At 63.7% G+C, this 25,400-nt stretch carries 21 protein-coding genes; 14 read left to right on the top strand and 7 right to left on the bottom strand.

Going from position 1 to position 25,400, the window contains the following annotated elements; genetic code table 11:
- Nucleotides 1–54 precede the first annotated feature (54 nt).
- The 14 genes from ntrB to ACX93L_RS06890 all read left to right on the top strand — a co-directional run bounded on the left by ntrB (nucleotide 55) and on the right by ACX93L_RS06890 (nucleotide 17,790).
- A complete protein-coding gene (gene ntrB, locus ACX93L_RS06955; protein WP_459404190.1) occupies nucleotides 55–951 on the top strand; it encodes a nitrate ABC transporter permease in 897 nt (298 codons plus the stop codon).
- Nucleotides 952–964: 13 nt separating this feature from the next.
- On the top strand, nucleotides 965–1,762 hold the full coding sequence (locus tag ACX93L_RS06950) for an ABC transporter ATP-binding protein (RefSeq protein ID WP_459404189.1): 798 nt from the start codon (nucleotides 965–967) through the stop codon (nucleotides 1,760–1,762).
- Nucleotides 1,763–1,767: 5 nt separating this feature from the next.
- The gene (nirB, locus tag ACX93L_RS06945) at nucleotides 1,768–4,215 is read left to right on the top strand and encodes a nitrite reductase large subunit NirB (RefSeq protein WP_459404188.1); all 2,448 of its coding nucleotides are present in this window, start codon (nucleotides 1,768–1,770) and stop codon (nucleotides 4,213–4,215) included.
- Nucleotides 4,216–4,268: 53 nt separating this feature from the next.
- Complete coding sequence (gene nirD, locus ACX93L_RS06940; protein WP_459404187.1) at nucleotides 4,269–4,598, top strand: nitrite reductase small subunit NirD; 330 nt, start codon at nucleotides 4,269–4,271, stop codon at nucleotides 4,596–4,598.
- A 59-nt stretch (nucleotides 4,599–4,657) separates the two neighbouring features.
- Nucleotides 4,658–7,315 (top strand): nitrate reductase, encoded by a 2,658-nt coding sequence (locus ACX93L_RS06935; RefSeq protein WP_459404186.1) that lies wholly within the window; start codon nucleotides 4,658–4,660, stop codon nucleotides 7,313–7,315.
- Entirely contained in the window at nucleotides 7,287–8,813 is a 1,527-nt protein-coding gene (gene cysG, locus ACX93L_RS06930) for a siroheme synthase CysG (protein ID WP_459404185.1), read from the top strand. The genes ACX93L_RS06935 and cysG overlap by 29 nt, the downstream gene beginning before the upstream one ends.
- Nucleotides 8,814–8,940: 127 nt before the next feature.
- Nucleotides 8,941–10,152: an MHYT domain-containing protein gene (locus tag ACX93L_RS06925; RefSeq protein ID WP_459404184.1), complete on the top strand. Its 1,212-nt coding sequence runs from the start codon at nucleotides 8,941–8,943 to the stop codon at nucleotides 10,150–10,152.
- Nucleotides 10,153–10,329: 177 nt separating this feature from the next.
- A complete protein-coding gene (locus ACX93L_RS06920; RefSeq protein ID WP_459404183.1) occupies nucleotides 10,330–11,196 on the top strand; it encodes an FAD binding domain-containing protein in 867 nt (288 codons plus the stop codon).
- 14 nt (nucleotides 11,197–11,210) lie between these two features.
- Entirely contained in the window at nucleotides 11,211–11,711 is a 501-nt protein-coding gene (locus ACX93L_RS06915) for a (2Fe-2S)-binding protein (RefSeq protein WP_459404182.1), read from the top strand.
- The gene (locus ACX93L_RS06910) at nucleotides 11,708–14,128 is read left to right on the top strand and encodes an aerobic carbon-monoxide dehydrogenase large subunit (protein ID WP_459404181.1); all 2,421 of its coding nucleotides are present in this window, start codon (nucleotides 11,708–11,710) and stop codon (nucleotides 14,126–14,128) included. The genes ACX93L_RS06915 and ACX93L_RS06910 overlap by 4 nt, the downstream gene beginning before the upstream one ends.
- Before the next feature lie 266 nt (nucleotides 14,129–14,394).
- Nucleotides 14,395–15,267 carry an AAA family ATPase gene (locus ACX93L_RS06905; protein WP_459405341.1) on the top strand — a complete coding sequence of 291 codons (873 nt, stop codon included), beginning with the start codon at nucleotides 14,395–14,397 and terminating at the stop codon, nucleotides 15,265–15,267.
- A complete protein-coding gene (locus ACX93L_RS06900) occupies nucleotides 15,264–16,469 on the top strand; it encodes a vWA domain-containing protein (RefSeq protein ID WP_459404180.1) in 1,206 nt (401 codons plus the stop codon). The genes ACX93L_RS06905 and ACX93L_RS06900 overlap by 4 nt, the downstream gene beginning before the upstream one ends.
- A 10-nt stretch (nucleotides 16,470–16,479) precedes the next feature.
- Nucleotides 16,480–17,313 (top strand): XdhC family protein, encoded by an 834-nt coding sequence (locus tag ACX93L_RS06895; protein ID WP_459404179.1) that lies wholly within the window; start codon nucleotides 16,480–16,482, stop codon nucleotides 17,311–17,313.
- 18 nt (nucleotides 17,314–17,331) lie between these two features.
- Nucleotides 17,332–17,790, top strand: coding sequence for an SRPBCC family protein (locus ACX93L_RS06890; protein WP_459404178.1), 459 nt, complete (start codon nucleotides 17,332–17,334; stop codon nucleotides 17,788–17,790).
- Between the two features lie 49 nt (nucleotides 17,791–17,839).
- Here the strand turns inward: ACX93L_RS06890 and glpK are convergent, their stop codons facing one another.
- From glpK to ACX93L_RS06855, 7 genes are all read right to left on the bottom strand, one after another.
- On the bottom strand, nucleotides 17,840–19,336 hold the full coding sequence (glpK, locus tag ACX93L_RS06885; protein WP_459404177.1) for a glycerol kinase GlpK: 1,497 nt from the start codon (nucleotides 19,334–19,336) through the stop codon (nucleotides 17,840–17,842).
- Nucleotides 19,337–19,412: 76 nt separating this feature from the next.
- Nucleotides 19,413–21,134: an ABC transporter substrate-binding protein gene (locus ACX93L_RS06880; protein WP_459404176.1), complete on the bottom strand. Its 1,722-nt coding sequence runs from the start codon at nucleotides 21,132–21,134 to the stop codon at nucleotides 19,413–19,415.
- Between the two features lie 82 nt (nucleotides 21,135–21,216).
- A complete protein-coding gene (locus tag ACX93L_RS06875) occupies nucleotides 21,217–21,498 on the bottom strand; it encodes a DUF2160 domain-containing protein (protein ID WP_169592641.1) in 282 nt (93 codons plus the stop codon).
- Nucleotides 21,499–21,514: 16 nt separating this feature from the next.
- Nucleotides 21,515–22,327 (bottom strand): carbohydrate ABC transporter permease, encoded by an 813-nt coding sequence (locus ACX93L_RS06870; protein ID WP_459404175.1) that lies wholly within the window; start codon nucleotides 22,325–22,327, stop codon nucleotides 21,515–21,517.
- Nucleotides 22,328–22,339: 12 nt separating this feature from the next.
- Entirely contained in the window at nucleotides 22,340–23,209 is an 870-nt protein-coding gene (locus tag ACX93L_RS06865; RefSeq protein ID WP_169592649.1) for a carbohydrate ABC transporter permease, read from the bottom strand.
- Nucleotides 23,210–23,211: 2 nt separating this feature from the next.
- Nucleotides 23,212–24,282 carry an ABC transporter ATP-binding protein gene (locus tag ACX93L_RS06860; protein ID WP_459404174.1) on the bottom strand — a complete coding sequence of 357 codons (1,071 nt, stop codon included), beginning with the start codon at nucleotides 24,280–24,282 and terminating at the stop codon, nucleotides 23,212–23,214.
- Between the two features lie 13 nt (nucleotides 24,283–24,295).
- Complete coding sequence (locus tag ACX93L_RS06855; RefSeq protein WP_459404173.1) at nucleotides 24,296–25,372, bottom strand: ABC transporter ATP-binding protein; 1,077 nt, start codon at nucleotides 25,370–25,372, stop codon at nucleotides 24,296–24,298.
- Nucleotides 25,373–25,400 lie beyond the last annotated feature (28 nt).

The following is a 25,400-nucleotide window of genomic DNA, read 5'->3' as shown; positions in this document are numbered from 1 at the left end:
GAGGGGCAGGCCCCCGATGCGAACCGAACAACAAACGCCGAAGAGGACCACACCATGACCGCAACCGCCCGCAAGGCCGAAACCGAGGTGAAGGCCACCGTCGCCAACAAAGGCGGCACCGTCGTGCACATTGAAAGGCGTCCCGCGCCGAGCGTCGATCTTTCCCGTGCCGGTCGCGGCATGTTGCGCAATGTCGCCCCGCCCATGGTCGTTCTTCTGGCCCTGCTCGGCATCTGGCAGCTGGCCTGTTCCGGCCTGGGCGCGACCCTGCCGCCGCCGTCCCAGGTCTGGGTCGACAGCTTCGACCTGATCGCCTATCCCTTCTTCGACTATGGCTCGCAGGACATCGGCCTTGCTTGGCGCGTGCTGACCTCGTTGCAACGCGTCGCGATCGGCTTTGGCCTTGCCGCCGTGGTCGGCGTCTTCCTCGGCGCGGTGGTCGGCCAGTCGGTCTGGGCCATGCGTGGTCTCGACCCGATCTTCCAGATCCTGCGCACCGTGCCGCCGCTCGCTTGGCTGCCGCTGTCGCTCGCCGCCTTCCAGAATTCCAATCCGTCGGCGATCTTCGTTATCTTCATCACCTCGATCTGGCCGGTGATCATCAACACCGCCGTCGGCGTGCGCAACATCCCGGACGACTACCGCAACATCGCCCGCGTGCTGCGCCTCAATCCGCTGGAATTCTTCATCCGCATCATGGTGCCGGCCGCCGCCCCCTACATCTTCACCGGTCTCCGCATCGGCGTCGGCCTTTCCTGGCTCGCCATCGTGGCGGCGGAAATGCTGACCGGCGGCGTCGGCATCGGCTTCTTTATCTGGGATGCCTGGAACTCCTCGCGTCTATCCGACATCATCGTGGCACTCGCTTATATCGGCGTGACCGGCTTCGTCCTCGACAAGCTCGTCGCCCTCCTCGGCAGTGTCATCACACGCGGCACTGCGAAGAACTGAGGAGACGAGATCCATGAACGCCTATCTCAAGATCGACCACATCGATAAAAGCTTTGAACGCAGCGGCACGAAGACCGAAGTGCTGAAGGATGTCAGCCTGACCATCGACAAGGGCGAATTCGTCTCGATCATCGGTCATTCCGGCTGTGGCAAGTCCACGCTCCTCAACCTGATCGCCGGCCTCACTCGCGTTTCCTCCGGCGCCGTACTTTTGGAAAACCAGGAGGTCAATGAGCCGGGCCCGGAACGCGCCGTCGTTTTCCAGAACCACTCGCTGCTGCCCTGGCTGACCGTCTACGAAAACGTCAATCTGGCCGTGTCCAAGGTCTTCGCCAACAGGAAAACCAAGGCGGAAAAGCACGAATGGGTCATGCGCAATCTGGATCTGGTCCAGATGGGCCATGCCAAGGACAAGCGCCCGGCGGAGATTTCCGGCGGCATGAAGCAGCGCGTCGGCATTGCCCGGGCGCTCGCCATGGAGCCGAAGATCCTGCTGCTCGATGAGCCCTTCGGCGCGCTCGACGCGCTGACCCGCGCCCATCTGCAGGATGCGGTGATGGAGATCCATTCCCGCCTCGGCAACACAATGATCATGATCACCCATGACGTCGACGAGGCCGTGCTCTTGTCCGACCGCATCGTCATGATGACCAACGGCCCGGCCGCCCGCATCGGCGAAGTCCTCGAAGTGCCGATCCCGCGCCCGCGCGACCGTATCGCGCTCGCCGCCGACCGCACCTACCTCAAATCCCGCGAAGCCGTGCTGAAGTTCCTCTACGAACGTCACCGCTTCGTCGAAGCCGCGGAGTAACATCAATGGCTGAGAAACTCGTCATCATCGGCAATGGCATGGCCCCGGGCCGCATGCTGGAGGAACTGTTCGAAAAGGCCCCCGGCCTTTTCGACGTCACGATCTTCAACGCCGAGCCGCGCGTCAACTACGACCGCATCATGCTCTCGCCGGTCCTGTCCGGCGAAAAGTCCTATGAAGACATCGTCATCCACAATGACGACTGGTACGCCGCCCATGGCGTGACCCTGCACAAGGGCGCCAAGGTCACCGAGATCGACCGCCATGCCAGGACCGTCACCTCGGCCAACGGCATCACGGTACCTTACGACAAGCTGGTCATCGCCACCGGCTCGCTGCCCTTCATCATCCCGGTACCCGGCCATCAGCTGCCAGGCGTCCTGCCCTATCGCGACCTCGACGACGTCGACAAGATGCTCGAGATCTCCAGGGGCAAGGGCCGCGCGATCGTTATCGGCGCCGGCCTGCTCGGCCTGGAAGCGGCCTATGGCCTGAAGCGCCAAGGCATGGACGTCACCGTCATCCACCTGATGCCGACCATCATGGAGCGTCAGCTTGATCCGGCCGCCGCCTACCTTCTGGAAAAGGCGCTGACCGAACGCGGCATCGATATCATCACCAAGGCCAATACCAAGCAGATCCTCGGTACCGACAAGGTAGAGGGTATCGAGCTGGAAGACGGTCGTGTGATCGAGGGCGACATGGTGGTCATGGCCGTCGGCATCCGTCCGGCCTCGGCGCTCGCCAAGGAGGCCGGCCTTGCCGTCAATCGCGGCATCGTCGTCGATGATGGCATGATGACCTCGGACCCGAACGTGTTCGCGCTTGGCGAATGCGCCGAACATCGCGGCACCTGCTACGGCCTCGTCGCCCCGCTCTACGAAGCCGCCCGTGTTCTCGCCGACCGGCTGACGGGTGGCAATGCCGAGTATCATGGCTCGGTGGTCAATACGAAGCTCAAGGTCACCGGCATCAACCTGTTCTCCGCCGGCGATTTCGCCGAGGCGCCGGACCGGCAGGAAATCGTGCTGCGCGATGCCTCGGCCGGCGTCTACAAGCGTCTCGTGCTGAAGGACAACCGCATCATTGGCGCCGTGCTTTACGGCGAAACCGCCGATGGCTCGTGGTTCTTCGACCTGATGAAGAAGGGCACCGACATCGCCGAGATGCGCGACACGCTGATCTTCGGCCAGTCCTACCAGGGAGGGTCGCCGCTGGACCCTATGGCGGCCGTTGCAGCCTTGCCGGATGACGCGGAAATCTGTGGCTGCAACGGCGTCTGCAAGGGCAAGATCGTCTCGACCATAACGGGCAAGGGCCTAACCACGCTCGATGGCGTGCGCGCCCACACCAAGGCCTCGGCCTCCTGCGGCAATTGCACCGGCCTGGTCGAGCAGCTGATGTCGCTCACGCTCGGCGACGCCTACAATCCGGCCGCCGTCACGCCTATGTGCGCCTGCACCGAGCTTGGCCATGACGATGTGCGCCGCCTGATCAAGGCGAAGGGGCTGAAGACCATTCCCGCCGTCATGCAGGAACTGGAGTGGAAGACCTCCTGCGGCTGCGCCAAGTGCCGCCCGGCGCTCAACTACTACCTCGTCTGCGACTGGCCGGACGAATATGCCGACGACTACCAGTCGCGCTACATCAACGAGCGCGTGCACGCCAACATCCAGAAGGACGGCACCTATTCGGTCGTGCCGCGCATGTGGGGCGGCGTCACCAACGCGGCCGAACTGCGCGCCATCGCCGACGTGGTCGACAAGTTCGAGATCCCGATGGTCAAAGTCACGGGCGGCCAGCGCATCGACCTGCTCGGCATCGAGAAGGAAGACCTGCCCGCCGTCTGGGCCGATCTCGGCAAGGCCGGCTTCGTTTCTGGTCAAGCCTATGCCAAGGGCCTTCGCACCGTCAAAACCTGCGTCGGCCAGCAATGGTGCCGGTTCGGCACGCAGGATTCGACCGGTCTCGGCATCCGCATCGAAAAATTCATGTGGGGTTCGTGGACACCGGCCAAGCTGAAGCTCGCCGTTTCGGGCTGTCCGCGCAATTGCGCCGAGGCCACCTGCAAGGACATCGGAGTCATCTGCGTCGATTCCGGCTTCGAGATCCATTTCGCCGGTGCCGCCGGTCTCGACATCAAGGGCACGGAAGTGCTCGGCCTGGTCAAGACCGAGGACGAGGCGCTGGAGGTGATCGTCGCGCTGACCCAGATGTATCGCGAGCAGGCCCGTTATCTCGAGCGTATCTACAAATGGGCCAAACGCATCGGCAAGGACGAGATCCGCCGGCAGGTGCTCGACGATCTCGACAAGCGCAAGGGCTACTACGACCGCTTCGTCTTCAGCCAGTCCTTCGCCCAGGTCGACCCCTGGTCGGAGCGTGTTTCCGGCAAGGACAAACACGAGTTCAACCCCATGGCGACGGTCGGATATTCGGCCGCGGCGGAATAGTCCCTTCTCCCCGCTTGCGGGGAGAAGGGACAGGAACAACAAGGAGCATCCCCATGAACTGGATCGCCATCGGCCATATCGACGACATTCCGCTGCGCGGCGCGCGCTGCGTGAAAACGCCGGAAGGCAAGATCGCCGTGTTCCGCACGGCCGAAAACGAGGTCTTCGCCATCGAGGACCACTGCCCGCACAAGGGCGGGCCTCTCTCGCAGGGTATCGTGCATGGCAAGGCCGTCACCTGCCCGCTGCACAACTGGGTGATCTCGCTCGAAAGCGGCCGAGCGCTCGGCGCCGACGAGGGCGAGGTCCGCACCATCCCGGTCCGCAACATCGACGGCCAGCTGTCGATCGCATTGGAAAGCATGCTGGTCGCGGCGGAGTGAGGCGATGATGACCGCGGCCCGGATACCCCCCTCTGCCCCACAGGCATTCAGGAGGCCTTATGTCCATTGAAACAAAGACTACCTGTCCCTATTGCGGCGTCGGCTGCGGTGTGATCGCGAGCGTCGATGACGCCGGCAAGGTCGCCGTCAGGGGCGATCCGGACCATCCGGCCAATTTCGGACGCCTCTGCTCCAAGGGTTCGGCGCTGGCCGAAACACTCGATCTCGACGGCCGCGCGCTTTATCCGGAGGTCCATGGCAAAAGAGCCGGCTGGGGCGAGGCACTCGATCTTGTGGCTGCCACTTTCGCCGAAACGATAACGAAACACGGTCCCGATTCGGCCGCCTTCTATGTCTCCGGGCAATTGCTGACCGAGGATTATTACCTCGCCAACAAGCTGATGAAAGGCTTCATCGGTTCGGGCAACATCGACACCAATTCACGCCTGTGCATGTCGTCGTCGGTCGCGGGCCACCGCCGCGCCTTCGGATCAGACACCGTGCCAGGCCTCTACGAGGATCTGGAGCTTGCCGATCTCGTGGCGCTTGTCGGTTCCAACCTCGGCTGGTGCCATCCAGTCCTCTACCAGCGCCTTGCCGCCGCCAAGGCCGAAAATCCCGGCATGAAGGTGGTGGTGATCGATCCTCGGAAGACAGCAACCTCGGACATCGCAGACCTCCACCTCTCCGTTCGCCCGGATGGCGACGCTGCCCTCTTCAACGGCCTGCTGGCCTATCTGGCGGATCACGGCGCGATCAATCGCCGTTTCATAGCCGACCATACAAACGGTTTCGAGGAGGCGCTGGCCGCTGCACGCGCGACAAACCGACAGGAGACGCTGCGCCTTACAGGGCTGGCCGAAAGGGAGCTTAATGCCTTCTATGCGCTGTTCGCGGCGAGCGAGAAGGTCGTCACCTGCTACAGCCAGGGGGTCAATCAGTCGTCCATCGGCACCGACAAGGTAAACGCGATCATCAACTGCCATCTTGCCACCGGCCGGATCGGCCACCCCGGCATGGGTCCCTTTTCCCTCACCGGACAACCGAACGCCATGGGTGGGCGGGAAGTGGGCGGGCTTGCAAACATGCTGGCGGCCCACATGTCGATCGAGGATGCCGCAGATCGCGATCGCGTGCAGCGGTTCTGGACGTCGCCCACCATCGCGGCGAAGCCGGGGCTGAAGGCCGTCGACATGTTCCGTGCGGTGGCGGCAGGGCAGATCAAGGCACTGTGGATCATGTCGACCAACCCGGTCGTTTCGATGCCGGACGCCGATGCGGTCAGGGACGCCATCGCATCCTGTCCCTTCGTGGTGGTATCCGACATCCAGAAAGAAACCGACACGGCCCGGCTTGCACACGTGCTCCTTCCGGCAACGGGCTGGGGTGAGAAGTCAGGCACCGTCACCAATTCCGAGCGGCGCATTTCCCGCCAGCGAACCTTCCTGCCCGTACCTGGCGAGGCACGTCCCGACTGGTGGCAGATCGCCGAAGTCGCCCGGCGCATGGGTTTTTCCGGTTTCGACCATGCAGCGCCGGCGTCAATCTTCGCCGAACACGCGGCCCTTTCGGCCTTCGAGAACAGCGGACAGCGCGATTTCGACATCGGCGCCTGTGCCGAGATGAGCCCCGCCGACTACGATTGTCTGCAGCCGTTCCAGTGGCCGCGGCCGAAGGGTCGCGCCGTGTCCGAAACCCGCTTCTTCGCCGATGGCCACTTCTATCATCCGGATGGCAGAGCCCGCTTTATCGCGACGTCCGTCGCGGCACCCCGCCGCGTGTCCGCCAATTTCCCGCTGATCCTCAACACGGGACGGGTGCGTGACCACTGGCACACGATGACGCGGACGGCCAAGAGTGCGCGGCTTTCGGCCCATCTCGCGGAGCCTTTTGCCGAGATCAATCCCGACGATGCCCGGTCGCTCGGCATCCAGGACGCCGATCTCGTCAGGCTAGAAAGCGCGACCGGCGCCCATGTCATTGTCCGCGCGCTGCTGACGCGGCGCCAGGGTCCCGGCTCGGTCTTCGTTCCGATGCACTGGACCGATGAAACGGCGGCCTGCGCGCGCGTCGACGCGCTGGTGCCGGGCATCACCGATCCCGTTTCAGGCCAGCCCGCGTCGAAACATGTTGCGGTTGTCGCCCGCCGGTTCGAAGCCGACCGTCACGGCTATGTCGTCAGCGCGATGAAGCCCGACGCACTCGACGGCGCTTACTGGGCCGTGGCGAAAGCGGACGGCGGATGGCGGACGGAACTGGCCTTCGACAAGGCGCCCAAGGACTGGGAGGCATGGTGCCGGGCGCATTTCGACCTGCCTGGAGACGCAGAAAGCCTCGGCTACTCGGATGCGGTGAACGGTGACGCACGGCTTGCCTTTTTTGCCGGTGATCGGCTGCTTCTCGCCCTCTTCGCCGGCCGCGGACCGGTCGCGGTTTCCCGCAACTGGGCCGTTTCCCAGCTGACCGAAGCCCATGTGGACACCCGAACCCGATTTGCCGTGGTCGCCGGGCGGCCCGGCGCGGGACGGCCCGATCCGGGCGCGACCGTGTGCTCCTGTTTTTCCGTCGGGGCGAACCAGATCATCGCCGCGACCCGGGAAGGCTACCGGACGGTAGAGGCGATCGGGTCGACGCTGTCTGCGGGTACCAATTGCGGCTCGTGCCGCGCCGAGATCAGGAGGATCCTCGATGGATGCAATGCTGTCGCTGCCGAATGAGCCTCTTGAAGGTCGCCAAGCCGAACGCATGGCGCCGCTGGCCAAGCTGCCGGTATTCTGGGACCTGAAGGGCAAGCCTGTTCTCGTGGCCGGCGGCTCGGACGCCGCCGCCTGGAAGGCGGAGCTTCTTGCTGTCTGCGGCGCGGACGTGCACGTCTTCGCGCCGAGCGAGGATCTGGGCGAGGTGATGCGCGGGCTGCTGGACGGTTTGCCAGAGGCCGGTCACCAAGCCCGCTGTGCCCGTATCTTCCATCATCCCCACTCCTGGCACCCCACAATCTTCTCCGGCGCCGCGCTCGCGATTGGCGATTGCGAGACCGACGAGGAGGCGCGGGCCTTCTTCAGCGCGGCTCGCGCGGCCGGTGTCCCGGTCAACGTCATCGACAAGCCGGCCTTCTGCCAATTCCAGTTCGGTTCCATCGTCAACCGCTCGCCCGTCGTCGTGGCGATTTCCACCGATGGCGCGGCGCCGATCCTCGCCCAAGCGATCCGCCGCCGCATCGAAACGCTGCTGCCGCCGGCGCTTAAAGGTTGGGCGCAACTGGCCCAGGCGCTGCGCGACCGGGTCAATGAGCGCCTGGCGCCGGGGGCGCTTCGGCGGCGCTTCTGGGAAGGCTTCGTCGATCGCTGTTTTTCGGGCAACACTACGCCGGAGGAGGGCGTTGGGCGGGCGCTGCTGGACGAGGCGACCCGCCTGTCCGGCGCGCCCGCCACCGGTCGCGTCACGCTGGTCGGCGCCGGTCCGGGCGATGCCGAACTGCTGACGCTGAAGGCGGTGCGGGCGCTACAAGCGGCAGATGTCATCCTGTTCGACGACCTTGTATCCAACGAGGTTCTGGAACTCGCCCGCCGCGAAGCGAAGCGTATGCTGGTCGGCAAGCGGGGCGGTCGGCAAAGCTGCCGCCAGGAGGATATCAACGATACGATGGTGGCGCTGGCCAAGGCGGGCAAACGCGTCGTGCGGTTGAAATCCGGTGACCCAATGATCTTCGGCCGGGCCGGCGAGGAGATTTCCCGCCTTGCTCGGGAGGGCATTCCGGTCGATGTCGTGCCCGGCATAACGGCTGCTTCCGCCATGGCGGCAAATCTCGGTGTGTCGCTCACCCATCGCGACCACGCGCAGGCGGTTCGTTTCGTCACCGGGCATTCACGCGACGGCGGCCTCCCGGCTGGCACCGACTGGGCGAGCCTTGCCGATCCGCACACCACGACGGTCTTCTACATGGGTGGACGAATGGCGGCGAAGATCCAGGCGGCACTCACCGTCGCCGGCGCCAGGCCGGACCTGCCAACCGTCGTTGCCAGTGCCGTGACGCGCCCGAACGAACAGCGATGGATCGGCAGACTCGACGAAATGGCGGGCGCGGTGGCATCCATAGGTGTGGATGAACCCGTCCTGATCGGCATCGGAGCCGCATTTCGGGAGGCCGTCGCGACACAGGATGCGATCCCGGACTGCATGACGGACATGTTGGGCCCCCTTGCTTCAACCGGGTGACGACCCTCACCACAGCATTTCCACGGCATGCCGGTCTACACGCGTGGCTTGCCAACATTGTCACCGCAATTGTACCTTCCCATCGGAGGATGGTCGCCCGAGGAGGAACCTGGCGACCGAAGATTTGATGTTCGCAGGGCACGATCCAATTCTCGTGACGCTTTCGCTCGCCGTCGCGATCCTGGGAGGTTACACCGGTTTCGGGCTTGCCGCCCGGATCCGGACGGCGCCCCACGCCAATCCCCGCCTACTTCTGACCGGGGCGGCGGCCTTTCTCGCGATCGGCATCTGGACGATGCACTTCGTCGGCATGCTGGCGGCGCCCATTCCGGCCGATGCAAGTTACCTCGTGCTGCAGACGGTCATTTCCTTCCTGATCTGCGCGCTGGTGGTCGGCATCTCGCTGTTCTTCGTCAGCATCGGTGTTCCGTCAGATGTGCGGGTCGGTGCATCGGCCTTGCTGCTCGGCTTCGGCATCGCCTCGATGCACTATGTCGGCATTCACGGACTGGCTGGCAACTTCTCCATCGAGCACGACTACCCGATGGTGGCGCTTTCGCTGGCGATCGCGGTCGCCGCCGCCTATGGGGGCCTCAGGATCTATCTTGCACGGCAGGGCGGACTGCGTCTCGCTCTCAGCGCCGTCGCCTTCGGCGTCGCCGTATCCGGTATGCACTACACCGCCATGTACGGCATGCGCTTCGTCCCGGCGGCCATGGGTCACCAGCATGAGCTGGGCGGTCTCGTCGCCTCGCAGCAACTCCTTTCCCTTGTCGTCGCCTTGCTCTGTTTCGTCATTGCAGCCGGCTTCCTGCTGTTCCTCGTGCCGGAGCAACGGCAGCGTCTGGCGGCACTCGGTCCAGAAAACGACCGGCAGACGCGTGACCGACCCGATGAACTCGAAGGTCATCCCATCCAACCAGGTGAAGCGACAGGTTCTCGCGCCCTGCCGCTCGGCGGCATCGGGCACCCAAAACCGGTCATCGCGAGCCGTGTGCCGGTCGCCAGCGCCGACGGGACCCACCTGATCGACGTCTCAGAAATCCGCAGCATCAGGGCGGATGCCCACTACACCCTGATTCATGACGGCCAGCGTGAACGCATGTGTCCGTGGTCGATTTCCGAGGCCGAGGCGCGGCTCGATCCAGCCTTCTTCGTGCGTGTCCACCGCAGCCATATCGTGGCGCTGCCCCATGTCACCTTCATGCGGAAGGAAGGTGACGGCGCAATCATCGAACTCGGCGGCACCGTGCCGCAAATCGTACCGGTCAGCCGTTCCAAGATCGCCGAGGTCAAGGCCCGGCTCGGCCTTGCCCGCCACGCCGCCGCCCGCCCGTAGGTCAGAACGCCGGTAAGTCAGAAGGCTTGACGCAGTTCGTGCGCAACAGGCCGCAACTCGTGCGAAATGGCGGACTTCGTGACGGGATCATCCCCTGTCGCTTGCGCATCAACAAGAGCGCGAACACGCTTCCTCCATCGTTCGCGTCGACGCCAGACCGACGGATGGGAGGAGACCATGATTCCAGGCGAATTCGAGTACCATCGGCCAGCCACGCTCGCCGATGCAGTGAAACTGTTGTCCGAACTCGGCGACGAGGCACGACCGCTGGCCGGCGGGCATAGCCTGATCCCGATGATGAAACTGCGCTTCGCGACCCCCGAGCATCTCATCGACCTCGGCGCGATCGATCAGCTGAAGGGCATCTGTCGCGACGGCGACGCGCTGGTGATCGGCGCCATGACGACGCAGGCCGACATCATCAATTCCGCCGAGATCGCGTCCCTTCTGCCGATCATCCGCGAGACGGCGCTTTTGATCGCCGATCCGCAGGTCCGCTACATGGGCACCGTCGGCGGCAATGTGGCAAATGGCGACCCCGGCAATGACATGCCGGCGGTGATGATGGCGCTCGGGGCCAGCTATCGCCTCGAAGGTCCGGAGGGCGCGCGAGATGTGCCGGCCACCGAATTCTACCAGGGCGCCTATTTCACCGCGCTCGAGCCGGGAGAGATCCTGACCGCGATCTCCATTCCGGTGCAACAGGCTGGCCACGGCTATGCCTATGAGAAGCTGAAGCGCAAGATCGGCGATTATGCGACCGCGGCCGCAGCCGTGACCCTCACGATGGCGGACGGCAAGGTGACCGACTGTTCCATCGCGCTGACGAACCTCTCCGAAACCCCGGTCCTCGCCGAAGAGGCGGCCCAGGCGGTAATCGGGACAAGCCTCGACGACGCGGCGCTCAAGAGGGCCGCCGCTGCGGCGCGCACCGTGATGAGCCCGGCAACCGATGCCCGCGGCACCGCCGAATATCGCACCCATGTCGGCGGCATCATGGTCATGCGTGCGCTCCAGCGCGCCGCAGCCCGCGCGACGGCCTGAGGAGGACAAGAGAAATGGCAAAGACCCATGTGAAGATGGTGGTGAACGGGATCGAGGTCGAAGGCCTCGTCGAGCCGCGCACGCTTCTGATCCACTTCATCCGTGAACAGCTCATGCTGACCGGCGCGCATATCGGCTGCGAGACGACCCATTGCGGCGCCTGCACCGTCGACATCGACGGCAAGTCGGTGAAGAGCTGCACCTTGTTCGCCGTCCAAGCGAACGGGGCCGCCGTGACGACGATCGAGGGCATGGCCAATCCGGACGGCACCCTCTCGGCTCTGCAGGAAGGCTTCCGACAGATGCACGGCCTGCAATGCGGCTTCTGCACGCCGGGCATGATCATGCGGGCGCATCGCCTGTTGCAGGAAAACCCGAACCCCACCGAAGAGGAGATCCGCTTCGGCATCGCCGGCAACCTGTGTCGCTGCACGGGATACCAGAACATCGTCAAGGCGATCCAGTACGCCGCCGCCAAGATCAACGGCACCGATTTCCAGGAGGCAGCAGAATGAACGATATGACTCCCACGCGGGAACAGAGGGAAGCCCGCCTCGAAGGCATGGGCTGCAAGCGCAAACGCGTCGAGGATATCCGCTTCACCCAGGGCAAGGGCAACTACGTTGATGACGTGAAGCTGCCGGGCATGCTTCATGGCGATTTCGTCCGCTCGCCGCACGCGCACGCCCGTATCAAGTCGATCAACACGGAGAAGGCCCTGAAGGTGCCGGGCGTGCTCGCGGTCATCACCGCGGAGACGCTCAAGACCGTCAATCTCGCGTGGATGCCGACGCTCGCCGGTGACGTGCAGATGGTGTTGGCCGACGGCAAGGTTCTGTTCCAGAACCAGGAGGTCGCGTTCGTCGTCGCCACGGATCGCTACGCGGCCGATGACGGTATTGCAGCAGTCGAGGTCGAATACGAGGCGCTGCCGCCGCTGATTGATCCCTTCACCTCAATGGATGCCGATGCGCCGGTGCTGCGCGAGGATCTCGCCGGCAAGACGGAAGGGGCGCACGGCCCCCGCAAACATCACAACCATATCTTCGAGTGGACCGTCGGCAACCGCGAACTGACCGATCTTGCCTTCGACAAGGCGGAGGTGACGGTCAAGGAGATGATTTCCTATCACCGCACCCACCCGTCGCCGCTCGAAACCTGCCAGTGCGTCTGCTCCTTCGACAAGATCAGGGGCGAACTGACCATCTATGGCACGTTCCAGGCGCCGCACGTCATCCGCACCGTCGTCGCGCTGATCTCCAAGATCCCCGAACACAAGATCCATGTGATCGCACCTGATATCGGTGGCGGCTTCGGCAACAAGGTCGGTGCCTATCCAGGTTATATCTGTGCCGCGGTCGCCACCATCGTCACCGGCAAGCCGGTCAAATGGGTCGAGGACCGGATGGAGAACCTCACCACCACCTCCTTTGCCCGTGACTATCACATGACGACAGAAATCGCCGCCACCAAGGAAGGCAAGGTGACGGGTCTCCGCGTTCACGTGCTTGCCGATCACGGCGCCTTCGACGCCTGCGCCGATCCGTCGAAATGGCCGGCAGGATTCATGAACATCGTCACGGGGTCCTACGACTTCCCCTTCGCGCATCTGGCCGTGGATGGTGTCTACACCAACAAGGCGCCGGGCGGGGTTGCCTATCGTTGCTCTTTCCGGGTGACGGAGGCCGCCTATTGCATCGAGCGCGGCATGGACATCCTGGCGCAGAAGCTCGGCATGGATCCGGCCGAGCTTCGCCTGAAGAACTTCATCAAGGTGGAGCAGTTTCCCTATCACTCGGCGCTCGGCTGGGAATATGATTCGGGCGATTATCACACCGCCATGAAGAAGGGCATGGAGACCATCGACTACGCGGGTCTCCGGCGCGAGCAGGCAGCAAAGCGCGAAGCCTTCAAGCGTGGCGAAACCCGCGAGATCATGGGGATCGGCGTCTCCTTCTTCACAGAGATCGTCGGTGCGGGTCCGTCGAAGAACTGCGACATCCTCGGCATCGCGATGTTCGACAGTTGCGAGATCCGTCTGCACCCGACCGGCGCCGGCATCGCCCGCATGGGCACCAAGAGCCAGGGCCAGGGCCACGAGACGACCTGGGCGCAGATCATCGCCACCGAAATCGGCATCCCCGCCGACGACATCATGGTCGAGGAGGGCAACACCGATACTGCTCCTTATGGCCTCGGCACCTACGGCTCGCGTTCGACGCCGGTGGCAGGGGCCGCAATTGCCCTTGCCGCGCGCAAGATCCGCGCCAAGGCGCAGATGATCGCCGCCTACCTGCTCGAAGTGCATGAAGGCGATCTTGAATGGGACGTCGACGGCTTCAGGGTCAAGGGACTCCCCGAGAAGTACAAGTCGATGAAGGACATCTGCTGGGCGGCCTATAATTCGGTACCGCCGGGCATGGAACCGGGTCTCGAGGCGGTCAGCTATTACGACCCGCCGAACATGACCTATCCCTTCGGCGCCTATTTCTGCGTGATGGACATCGACGTTGATACCGGGGTCTACAAGATCCGCCGCTTCTACGCGCTGGACGATTGCGGTACCCGCATCAACCCGATGATCATCGAGGGCCAGGTGCATGGCGGGCTGACCGAAGCCTTCGCCATCGCGATGGGCCAGGAGATCCGCTACGACGCCACCGGCAACGTGCTCGGCGGCTCGTTCATGGACTTCTTCATCCCGACCGCGGTCGAGACCCCGCACTGGGAGACCGACTACACGGTCACCCCCTCGCCGCATCACCCGATCGGCGCCAAGGGTGTCGGCGAAAGCCCGAATGTCGGCGGCGTGCCGGCCTTTTCCAACGCCGTCAACGACGCCTTCTCTTTCCTCGGCTCGACCCATATCCAGATGCCACACGACTTCTGGCGCAACTGGGAAGCGGCCAAGCGGCTGGGTGTAACGGGGTAAGGAAAAGTGGAGGCCGCGGCCTTCTCACGGCTCACTGCATGCGGGCGGCGGATTCGAAACTCCCCACCCCAACCCCTCCCCACAAGGGGGAGGGGTTCAGCCGCGGTGAGGCGCTTGCGGCGAACATTCTCCCCCCTTGTGGGGGAGATGCCGGCAGGCAGAGGGGGTTGTGTTCGCGCAAACGCCCGAATGCTTGCGGGGAAGAGATGGCCATTTCCTGAGCGGCGGCCACAGTGATTACCAAGAGAGACAGCGCGCCCATGACCATGCTCAACCGCGACGACATCGCCTCCCGGCTTTCAGATGCCGGCTACATTGCCGACGGCGAACTGGCGACGGCGGTTTCGCTGATGGCGTTTCTCAAGAGGCCTTTGCTCCTGGAGGGGGAGGCGGGGGTCGGCAAGACGGCAGTGGCGGCTGCCCTTGCCGACCTCCACGACACCAGGCTCATCCGGCTGCAATGTTATGAGGGGCTCGACCAGTCGGCGGCGCTCTACGAATGGAACTACCAGCGGCAATTGCTGGCGATCCAGGCGCATCAGGGACGCGGGGCGGCCGAGATCGAAGACGAGATCTTTTCGGAGAAATATCTCCTGGAGCGCCCGCTGCTCGCCGCGATCCGGCAACCGGTGGCCCCGGTTCTGCTGATCGACGAAGTGGACCGGGCAGACGAGGAGTTCGAGGCCTTCCTTCTGGAGGTTCTGTCCGAATTCCAGGTCTCCATTCCCGAACTCGGCACGATACCGGCAACCACGGTGCCGCATGTAATTCTCACGTCCAACGGGACGCGCGAGCTTTCGGACGCCCTGCGCCGCCGCTGCCTCTATCACTATGTGGACTTTCCCGAACCGGACCGCGAAGCGCGCATCATCATGGCTCATCTTGCCGGCATCGGCGCATCGCTGTCTTTACAGATCGCCCGGATGGTCGAGGCGATCCGCAAGGAGGACCTTCGAAAGGTCCCGGGGGTTGCCGAAACGCTTGATTGGGCGGCCGCGCTGCTCGGGCTCAACCTGCGCGACCTGCACGACAATCCTGAGGCTGTGCACCAGACACTGCTCTGTCTGGTGAAGACACGGGAGGACCGGATGCGGATCGGTCGCGAGGTCACCGAACGACTGCTGGGGAGGGTCGCATGAGCTGCTGCGGCCAGCCGATGAACCAGGACGAAATGGACGCCGTCTCCGGGCTGGTCGCGGAAAAGCTCTCGGCCTTCCTGAGGACATTGCGCGACAATGCCTTCGCCGTCGGGCTCTCCGAGGGCAAGGACGCGGCAGCGTTGATGGCGGCAGGCTATGCCTCAAAACCCTCTCTGTTGCGGCAGGCCTTCAAGCAGCTGTTCTGCGCGCGCAAGAGCGAATGGCAACGCTTCGACGGCCTGTTCGACGCCTTCTGGCTTGGCAAGCACGTGCGTGGACGCTCCGCCATTTCCGGTTCGCCAATGCCGACGGCCAATCCCTCACTCAAGACGCTGCAGGACCGGGATGCAACAGCCTCAGGAAACGAGGCGACCGACCAGGTGCCTTCCTCCGGCGATGAGGGGATAGACCAGTCCGGCGAGGGCCGGATGGAGGGGGCCTCGGTGATCGACAACATCGCCGCGACCGATTTCCGCAAGCTTGCCAATCCGGACGAGGTCGAGCGCGCCCATGCGGTCGCGGCCCGGCTGGCGCGCTCCATGCAGGCCCGCCTGACGCGGCGCGATCTGGCCCGAAAGAGTGGCTATCGCATCGACATACGCCGTACCATCCATCGCAATGTCGGCCACGGCGGTGTGCCCGTTTCGCTGGTGATGCGCCGGCGCCGGCAGAAACCGCTGAGACTCGTGCTGCTGCTCGACGCTTCCGGCTCAATGAGCATGTATACCGGTGTCTTCCTGCGCTTTATCCACGGCGTGCTGGACAGTTTTCGCGAAGCCGAAGCATTCCTTTTCCACACTCATCTCGCCCATGTCTCGGACGCGATGAAGGAGCGCGACCCGGCCCGGGCGCTCGATCGACTGTCGATCATGGCGCGGGGGGCCGGCGGGGGGACGCGGATCGGCGACTGTCTCGCAGACTTCAACCGGCACCATGCGGCCCGCGTCATTCACTCGCGAACCTGCGTGATGATCGTCTCCGACGGCTATGAGACCGGGGATGCATCGAGGCTCGGCGAGGAGATGGCGGCACTCGGACGGCGCTGCCGGCGCATCGTCTGGCTGAACCCGATGATGGGCTGGGACGGTTATGCGCCGGAGGCCGCGGGGATCAAGGCTGCGCTGCCCCATGTCGATCTCCACGCCCCCGCCCATTCGCTGGAAAGCCTTGCGGCGCTCGAACCCTATCTGACGAAACTCTGAAGGAGCGACCATGACCATGCATGTCGACGTTATGGACCTCGTGGCCAAGCTCAAAACCTCGGAAGAGGCGTTCGTGCTGGCAACCGTTGTCAGAACCGTCTCGGTGACGGCGGCGAAGGCGGGGGCAAAGGCGATTATCAGGCCGGATGGCACGATCGCCGCCGGCTGGATCGGCGGCGGGTGTGCACGCGGAGCGGTGCTGCGCGCCGCCATCCAGTCGCTGCACGACGGCAAGGCGCGGCTCGTCTCGATCCAGCCCGGCGACCTGCTTGCCGATCTCGGCGTCAAGCCCGGCGAGGCGCGCGGGGGTGTGCAGTTCGCCCGCAACATGTGCCCGAGCCAGGGAACCATGGATGTGTTCGTCGAACCGGTCCTGCCAAGACCGACGCTCGTCGTGTTCGGCGCAAGCCCGGTTGCCCTGGCGCTCGTCTCGCAGGCGCACCCGCTCGGCTTCAACGTGACATTGGCCGCTCCGATGGACGACCTCCTCGAGACGACGGATGCCGATCATCTCATCGACGGCTTTGCGATCGAGCCCGAATGCCGGGGTGAGCGCTATCTCGTGGTCTCGACGCAGGGGCGGGGCGATGAGGCGGCGCTGAAGGCCGCCGTTGCGGCCAAGGCCGATTATGTCGGCTTCGTCGGCAGCCACCGGAAGATGGCTGCCCTGACGCACGAACTCACGGAAGCGGGCGTCGCGCCCTCCGTCTTGAATCGGGTCAAAGGTCCGGCTGGGCTCGATCTCGGAGCCATCACGCCGGAGGAGATCGCGCTGTCGATCCTGGCGGAAATCATCACATTGCGCCGCCGCGGCCAGCGGGGCGAGACCACACAACAGTCTTGAGGGAAGAGGAACGACATCATGGACATGAGTGGCAGCGAACGCATTGAGGCACCGGTCGAGACTGTGTGGCAGGCATTGAACGATCCGGAGATCCTTAGGCAGGCGATTCCCGGCTGCGAGAGCCTGGAGAAGACCTCGGACACGAACATGACCGCGAAGGTCGTCTTGAAAATCGGTCCGATCAAGGCGAAGTTCGAGGGCGCCGTCGAGCTGCAGAACCTCAATCCGCCGCATTCCTACACGATCGCCGGTGAAGGCAAGGGCGGTCTCGCCGGTTTTGCCAAGGGCGGTGCGGACGTCTCGCTTGCCGCCGACGGGGCGAATGCGACGATCCTGACCTATACGGTCAAGGCCGAGGTCGGCGGCAAGATCGCCCAACTCGGTTCGCGACTGATCGATTCGACCTCGAAGAAGCTCGCAGGCGAGTTCTTCTCGAAATTCGGTGAACTGGTCGGCAACTCGGTCGCCGCCGCCTGAGGACCGAAGCACGCCGTCATGACCCCACGGCTGGCGGGGAGCGTTCTTGTCAGCTGCGTTTGGTAAGGCAGCGCGATACGCAGTCGCGCCAACCGGCGATCGCTGTCCGGCGCTCGTCATCGGCCATGTCGGGTTCGAAACGGCGGTCACGCTTCCAATGCTCGGCAAAGCCTTGTCGATCCGGCCAGATGCCGGCGCGCGAGCCGGCGAGCCATGCCGCGCCGAGCACGGTCGTCTCGAGGATTTGCGGCCGGTCGACGGGGGCCGCCAGGATGTCGGCGAGGCGTTGCATCGTCCAGTCCGAGGCGACCATGCCGCCGTCGACGCGCAGCACGGTCCTCTCGCTTGCGCCGTGCCAATCCTTCTTCATCGCTTCCAGCAGGTCATGGGTCTGGTAAGCCACGCTTTCGAGCACCGCGCGGGCAAACTCGGCAGGCCCGGTGTTGCGGGTCATGCCGAACATGGCGCCGCGCGCCTCCGCATCCCAATAGGGGGCGCCGAGGCCGGTGAAGGCAGGCACGAGATAGACCCGCTGGTGCGGATCGGCCTTAGCGGCGAGCCCGTCCGTTTCGGCCGAACTGCCGATAAAACCGAGACTGTCGCGCAGCCATTGCACGGCGGCGCCGGCGATGAAGATCGAGCCTTCCAGCGCATAGGTGGTTTCGCCATTGAGGCGATAGGCAATGGTGGTCAACAGGCGGTTGGACGAGGCGACGCGGTCGGAACCGGTGTTGAGCAGAGCAAAGCAGCCGGTGCCGTAGGTCGACTTCATCATGCCCGGTTCAAAGCAGGCATTGCCGATCACGGCCGCCTGCTGGTCGCCGGCCACTCCGAGGATCGGGATTTCGGCGCCGAAGGCTTCCTGGTCGGTCACGCCGAAGTCGTCGGCGCAATCCTTGACCTCGGGCAGCATGGCGCGCGGAATGGCCAGGATTTCGAGGAGTTCGTCGTCGAATCGGTTTTCGCCGATATCATAGATCAGCGTGCGCGAGGCATTGGTGGCGTCCGTCGCATGCACCCGTCCGGCGGTCATCTTGAAGATCAGCCAGCTATCGACCGTGCCGAAGCAGACCTCGCCCTTTTCGGCGCGCTCGCGCAGCCCATCCACGGAATTGAGCACCCAGGCAAGCTTGGTCCCGGAGAAATAGGGGTCGAGCAGCAGGCCGGTCTTTTCGGTGAACAGCGGTTCGAGACCCCTGCCCTTCAGTTCCTCGCAGAAACGGGCGGTGCGGCGGTCTTGCCAGACGATCGCGCGGTGGAGTGGCTCGCCGGTCTTGCGGTCCCAGACGACGGCAGTTTCGCGCTGGTTGGTGATGCCGATCGCAGTGATGTCGCGCAGCGTGATCCCGGCCTTGGCGACCGCCATGCGGGTGGTCGACAGCACGCTTTGCCAGATCTCCTCGGCGTCGTGCTCGACCCAGCCTGAATCGGGAAAGAACTGGGTAAACTCCTGCTGTGCAACGCCTACGATGTGCATGTCCTGGTCGAACACCATGGACCGGGTCGATGTGGTTCCCTGGTCGATTGCCAGAATATATCCGCTCATCGGGCTTGGTCTCCTTGGATGAAGACCGGGGCGCGTGGTTCACGCCCCGGTCGTTTGTCATGCTAACGAGGGACGATTACTTCTGCCAGCTCTTGACCAGTTCGTCATAGTTGACGGTCATCGGCTTTTCCTTCTCGTTCTCGATCTTCAGCTGCGGAGCAAGGTTGCCCTTTGCGACCGCATCCTTGTTCCAGTACTCGAGGTCATGCTCCTCGGCGAGCTTCGGGCCGATATCGCCCTGAACGCCGGCGCGTTCGAGGCGCTGCAGGACCTTTTCCTGCTCGGCGCAAAGCGAGTCCATGGCTTCCTGCGCGGTTTTCGCACCCGAGGATGCGTCACCGATCGCCTGCCACCACAGCTGGGCCAGCTTCGGATAGTCCGGAACGTTCGTGCCGGTCGGAGACCACTGGACGCGAGCCGGTGAACGGTAGAACTCGATCAGGCCGCCGAGCTTCGGAGCGCGGTCGGTGAAGCTCTGATGCTGAATGGTCGATTCACGGGTCAGCGTGAGACCGACATGGCTCTTCTTGACGTCAACTGTCTTCGAGGTGACGAACTGGGCATAGAGCCAGGCCGCCTTCGCGCGATCGTCCGGAGTTGACTTCAGGAGCGTCCAGGAACCCACGTCCTGATAACCGAGCTTCATGCCGTCCTTCCAGTAGACGCCATGCGGCGACGGCGCGAAGCGCCACTTCGGCGTACCGTCGGCGTTGACCACCGGCAGGCCATCCTTGACGAGGTCGGCGGTAAACGCGGTGTACATGAACATCTGCTGGGCGATTTCGCCCTGCGACGGAACCGGACCAGATTCCGAGAAGGTCATGCCGTTGGCGGCGGCCGGAGCATAGGCCTTCAGCCAGTCGAGGTACTTCTGAATGGCGTAGACCGAGGCGGGGCCGTTGGTATCGCCGCCGCGGGCGACGCAGGAGCCGACCGGACGCGAGTTCTCGTCGACCTTGATGCCCCACTCGTCGACCGGAAGACCGTTCGGCAGGCCCTTGTCGCCGTTGCCGGCCATGGAGAGCCAAGCGTCGGTGAAGCGCCAGCCGAGTGACGGGTCCTTCTTGCCGTAGTCCATGTGACCATAGACCTTCTTGCCGTCGATCTCGCGGCCGGTGAAGAACTCGGCGATGTCCTCGTAAGCGGACCAGTTGACGGGCACGCCGAGGTCATAGCCGTACTTGGCCTTGAAGTCGGCCTTGTTCTTCTCGTCGTTGAACCAGTCGTAGCGGAACCAGTAGAGATTGGCGAACTGCTGGTCGGGCAGCTGGTAGAGGTCGCCGTCCGGAGCGGTGGTGAACTTCAGGCCGATGAAGTCGTTGAGGTCGAGGCCGGGATTGGTGACGTCCTTGCCTTCGTTTGCCATCCACTTGGTGAGCGAGCGGGCCTGCTGGTAACGCCAATGCGTGCCGATCAGGTCGGAGTCGTTGACATAGGCGTCATAGACGTTTTCGCCCGACTGCATCTGCGTCTGCAGCTTTTCGACGACGTCGCCTTCGCCGATCAGGTCGTGGGTGATCTTGATGCCGGTGATCGCGGTGAAGGCCGGAGCCAGAACCTTCGATTCATATTCATGGGTAGTGATGGTTTCAGAGACCACCTTGATTTCCATGCCGGCAAAAGGCTTCGCCGCATCGACGAACCACTGCATTTCCTTTTCCTGGTCGGCGCGCGTGAGCGTCGACATGTCGCCGACTTCCTTGTCCAGGAACTGTTTTGCTTCGTCCATACCGGCAAATGCGGAGCCGGTCATCGCCAGCAGCATGGCTGCAGTCGTCGTCAAAAGGTGCTTTCGCATGGTTTTCCTCCCAAGGGTTTGCGATTGCAGTCTCTTTGCACTGAAGGACGACGGGCGCGGCCCGCCATCCGTTTTTCTTGCCTTAGACGAAGCGGAATACGCCGATCGCGTACACCACCGACAAGGCGAGAGCCCACCACAGGCTAGGACCTCCCAGTCCCAGCCATGCGAGGTGAATGAAGGCCGATCCGAGCAGCGAGATGAACAGGCGGTCGCCTCGCGTCGTTTCGAACCGAAGGATGCCGATGCGGGGATTGCCGCCCGGCGAGAAGTATTCCCAGACCGCCATGCCGGCGATCAGGGTGAAGATGCCGCCGAAGAACAGCGCCGTCGGCAGCGTCCATGCCATCCACGAGAAGTCCATCTTGAGCCTCCCTCCCTCAGACGCGGCCCAGGGCAAAGCCCTTGGCGATGTAGTTGCGGACGAAATAGATGACCAAGGCGCCCGGAATAATGGTCAGCACGCCGGCTGCCGCCAGCACGCCCCAATCCATGCCGGAAGCCGAGACCGTTCGGGTCATGGTGGCGGCGATCGGCTTGGCGTCGGTCGTGGTCAGGGTGCGGGCAATGAGCAGCTCGACCCACGAGAACATGAAGCAGAAGAAGGCGGCAACGCCGATGCCTGAAGCGATCAGCGGCATGAAGATCTTCACGAAGAACTTCGGGAAGGAATAGCCGTCGATATAGGCCGTTTCGTCGATCTCCTTCGGCACGCCCGACATGAAGCCTTCCAGAATCCAGACCGCCAGCGGAACGTTGAACAGGCAGTGGGCAATGGCGACCGCGATGTGTGTGTCGATGAGGCCGAAGGCCGAGTAGAGCTGGAAGAAGGGCAGCGCGAAAACGGCCGGCGGCGCCATGCGGTTGGTCAGCAGCCAGAAGAACAGATGCTTGTCGCCGAGGAAGCGATAGCGCGAGAACGCGTAGGCTGCCGGCAGGGCTGCCGCCACCGAGATCACCGTGTTCAGCGCCACATAGATGATCGAATTGATGTAGCCGTTGTACCAGGACGGATCGGTGAAGATCACCGTGTAGTTCCGAAGCGTCGGGTTCTGCGGCCAGAGCGAGAAGGCGCCGAGGATCTCGTTGTTTTCCTTGAAGCTCATGTTGACCAGCCAATAGATCGGCAGGATGAGGAAAAGGATGTAGATCGTCGGGATCAGGAAGGAGAAGCGGCTCTTGTCGTGGTTCATCGTCTTTCTCCCTCACTTGGCCTGGGCGTCGTGGCTGGTCATGACGGTGTAGAACACCCAAGACAGCAACAGGATGATCAGGAAGTAGATGATCGACATCGCGGCCGCCGGACCAAGGTCGAACTGACCGACCGCCATCTTGACGAGGTCGATCGACAGGAAGGTGGTGGAATTGCCCGGCCCGCCGCCGGTGACGACGAAGGGCTCCGTGTAGATCATGAAACTGTCCATGAAGCGCAGCAGCACGGCGATCAGAAGCACGCGCTTCATCTTCGGCAGCTGGATGAAGCGGAACACCGACCAGCGCGAGGCGCCGTCGATCTTGGCGGCCTGATAATAGGCATCCGGGATCGAGACGAGGCCCGCATAGCACAGCAGCACGACGAGGCTGGTCCAGTGCCAGACGTCCATGACGATGACCGTCACCCAGGCATCGACGGGATCTTGCGTGTAGTTGTAGTCAACGCCGAGAACCGTCAGATAGTGGCCGAGAAAACCGATGTCGACGCGGCCGAAAACCTGCCAGATGGTGCCGACCACGTTCCACGGAATGAGCAGCGGCAGGGCCATAAGGACGAGGCAGACCGGCACGCCGAGGCCCGTCTTCGGCATGTTGAGAGCGATCAGGATGCCGAGCGGCACCTCGATGGCGAGGATCACCATCGAGAAGATCAGGTTCCGCACCAGCGCATCCCAGAAGCGGTCGGAATTGAGGATCTCGAGGAACCAGTCGGTGCCGGCCCAGAAGAACTCGTTGTTGCCGAAGGTATCCTGAACCGAATAGTTGACCACGGTCATCAGCGGAATGACCGCCGAAAAGGCGACCAGCAGCAGAACCGGCAGAACCAGGAACCAGGCCTTGTTGTTGAAGGTCTTTTCCATCGTCAGCCCTCCTGCCCGACGCGCCAGCTGTCGGCATAGATGCCGATCGCCTGGCTCTCGAAAGTGACATGCGCCTCGCCCGGGATCTCCGCATCCTCGGGCACGACGACCGAAAGCGGATGGCCGCAAAAGACGGTGCGAACAATCTTCTGGCGGCCGATGTCCTCGACCTTGGTGATCCGGACGGGCATGCCTTCGCGGCCGAGGCGGACGAATTCCGGCCGAATGCCGAGTTCAACCTTGGCGCCGGCAGCGATCTTCGGCGCTGTTGCAAGCGCAATCGACTGGTCGCCGACAACCGCGGCGGCCCCCTCGACGACGGCCGACATGAGGTTCATGCCCGGCGAGCCGATGAAGTAGCCGACGAAGGTGTGGCTCGGACGCTCGAACAGTTCCGCCGGCGTGCCGATCTGTACGATCTCGCCGTCATACATGACGACGACCTTGTCGGCGAAGGTGAGAGCTTCGGTCTGGTCGTGGGTGACGTAGACCATGGTGAAGCCCGACTGCCGATGCAGCCGCTTTAGCTGCGAGCGCAGAACCCACTTCATGTGCGGGTCGATGACGGTCAGCGGCTCGTCGAACAGGATCGCGTTGACGTCGGAACGGACGAGGCCGCGTCCAAGCGAGATCTTCTGCTTCTGGTCGGCGGTGAGCCCCTGCGCACGCCTTCCGGCCATGCCGGCGAGATCGGTCATCTCGAGGATTTCCTTGACCCGGCGGTCGACGTCCGCTTCCGGCACATGGCGGTTGCGCAACGGGAAGGCGAGATTATCGTAGACCGTCATGGTGTCGTAGACGACCGGGAACTGGAACACCTGGGCGATGTTGCGCGCCTCGGTCGAAAGAGCCGTGACATCGACGCCATCGAACAGGATGCGGCCGTCCGAGGGGTGAATGAGCCCGGAAATGATGTTGAGCAGCGTGGTCTTGCCGCAGCCGGATGGACCCAGCAGGGCATAGGCGCCGCCGTCGGCCCATTCGTGGTGGACTTCCTTCAGCGCGTAGTCGCCGGCGGCCTTGGCCTTGGGGCTGTAGGCGTGGCGGATATGATCGAGATTGATGCGTGCCATGGTCTCTCCCCCCTCACGCCGCGGCGACGTCGACGAGCGCGCGCCCGTCGGAGCCGAACGCCATCAGGTGGCGCGTATCGATGAAGACTTCGAGCTCGTGATCCGGATCGATGTCGTGAATGCCGTGGGCCAGCATGACCCAGCGTGCGCCGACAAAGTGCAGGTGGATGAAACTCTCCGAACCGGCGATTTCCGACACCAGCGTCGTGGCCGAAAGCGCGGTCGTCGCATGGTCGTTACGTTCGAGATAAAGGTGATGCGGCTGGAAGCCGATCGTCACCGGACCGTCGGCGATTGCGGCCAGATGCGCCGGCACCGGCAGGATCGGCCGGCCGGCGAGCAGGAACTGACCGCCGGACTTCACCAGCTCGATCGTGTTGAGCGGCGGATCGGCGAAGGTACGAGCGGTCAGCAGGTCGACCGGGTGGCGATAGACGCGAATGGTCTCGTCGAACTGAGTCACCGAACCTTCACTGAGCGTCGCGGTATTGCCGCCGAGGAGGAGCGCTTCGGAGGGCTCGGTGGTCGCGTAGACGAAGATCGCGCCCGACTGGGCGAAGATCTTCGGCAATTCCTCGCGCAGTTCCTCTCGAAGCTTGTAGTCGAGATTGGCGAGCGGTTCGTCGAGAAGAACGAGATTGGCGTTCTTGACGATGGCGCGCGCCAGCGCAGTGCGCTGCTGCTGGCCGCCGGAGAGGTTGAGCGGCGTGCGTTCGAGATAGGGCGTGAGCTTGAGGAGGTCGGCGGCCTTCTTGACTTCGCGATCGATGGTCGCGGCATCCTTGCCGGCAATCCGCATCGGCGAGGCAATGTTCTCGTAAACGGTCAATGCCGGGTAATTGATGAACTGCTGGTAGACCATCGCGACATTGCGCTTCTGGACAGGCATCCCGGTCACGTCAACGCCGTCGAAATGAATTGATCCGGCGGTCGGCTTGTCGAGGCCCGCCATCAGGCGCATCAGCGAGGTCTTGCCGGACAGCGTCGGCCCGAGCAGTACGTTCAGCGACCCTCGCTGCAAGACGAGATCGGTCGGACGAATATGATATTCGCCGGCAACCATCTTCGAGACATTGCGCAATTCAAGCATCTATTCCTTAGGCCTCCTCCGAACCTTC

Source organism: Rhizobium sp. CAU 1783, from assembly GCF_054551725.1.
The sequence above is the reverse complement of the archived record's forward strand: the minus strand, read 5'-3'. Positions and strand labels throughout refer to the sequence as shown.

Coding starts and splice junctions, on each gene's coding strand:
- ntrB (WP_459404190.1), top strand. CDS start 55: ATGACCGCAACCGCCCGCAAGGCCGAAACCGAGGTGAAGGCCACCGTC.
- ACX93L_RS06950 (WP_459404189.1), top strand. CDS start 965: ATGAACGCCTATCTCAAGATCGACCACATCGATAAAAGCTTTGAACGC.
- nirB (WP_459404188.1), top strand. CDS start 1,768: ATGGCTGAGAAACTCGTCATCATCGGCAATGGCATGGCCCCGGGCCGC.
- nirD (WP_459404187.1), top strand. CDS start 4,269: ATGAACTGGATCGCCATCGGCCATATCGACGACATTCCGCTGCGCGGC.
- ACX93L_RS06935 (WP_459404186.1), top strand. CDS start 4,658: ATGTCCATTGAAACAAAGACTACCTGTCCCTATTGCGGCGTCGGCTGC.
- cysG (WP_459404185.1), top strand. CDS start 7,287: ATGGATGCAATGCTGTCGCTGCCGAATGAGCCTCTTGAAGGTCGCCAA.
- ACX93L_RS06925 (WP_459404184.1), top strand. CDS start 8,941: ATGTTCGCAGGGCACGATCCAATTCTCGTGACGCTTTCGCTCGCCGTC.
- ACX93L_RS06920 (WP_459404183.1), top strand. CDS start 10,330: ATGATTCCAGGCGAATTCGAGTACCATCGGCCAGCCACGCTCGCCGAT.
- ACX93L_RS06915 (WP_459404182.1), top strand. CDS start 11,211: ATGGCAAAGACCCATGTGAAGATGGTGGTGAACGGGATCGAGGTCGAA.
- ACX93L_RS06910 (WP_459404181.1), top strand. CDS start 11,708: ATGAACGATATGACTCCCACGCGGGAACAGAGGGAAGCCCGCCTCGAA.
- ACX93L_RS06905 (WP_459405341.1), top strand. CDS start 14,395: ATGCTCAACCGCGACGACATCGCCTCCCGGCTTTCAGATGCCGGCTAC.
- ACX93L_RS06900 (WP_459404180.1), top strand. CDS start 15,264: ATGAGCTGCTGCGGCCAGCCGATGAACCAGGACGAAATGGACGCCGTC.
- ACX93L_RS06895 (WP_459404179.1), top strand. CDS start 16,480: ATGACCATGCATGTCGACGTTATGGACCTCGTGGCCAAGCTCAAAACC.
- ACX93L_RS06890 (WP_459404178.1), top strand. CDS start 17,332: ATGGACATGAGTGGCAGCGAACGCATTGAGGCACCGGTCGAGACTGTG.
- glpK (WP_459404177.1), bottom strand. CDS start 19,336: ATGAGCGGATATATTCTGGCAATCGACCAGGGAACCACATCGACCCGG.
- ACX93L_RS06880 (WP_459404176.1), bottom strand. CDS start 21,134: ATGCGAAAGCACCTTTTGACGACGACTGCAGCCATGCTGCTGGCGATG.
- ACX93L_RS06875 (WP_169592641.1), bottom strand. CDS start 21,498: ATGGACTTCTCGTGGATGGCATGGACGCTGCCGACGGCGCTGTTCTTC.
- ACX93L_RS06870 (WP_459404175.1), bottom strand. CDS start 22,327: ATGAACCACGACAAGAGCCGCTTCTCCTTCCTGATCCCGACGATCTAC.
- ACX93L_RS06865 (WP_169592649.1), bottom strand. CDS start 23,209: ATGGAAAAGACCTTCAACAACAAGGCCTGGTTCCTGGTTCTGCCGGTT.
- ACX93L_RS06860 (WP_459404174.1), bottom strand. CDS start 24,282: ATGGCACGCATCAATCTCGATCATATCCGCCACGCCTACAGCCCCAAG.
- ACX93L_RS06855 (WP_459404173.1), bottom strand. CDS start 25,372: ATGCTTGAATTGCGCAATGTCTCGAAGATGGTTGCCGGCGAATATCAT.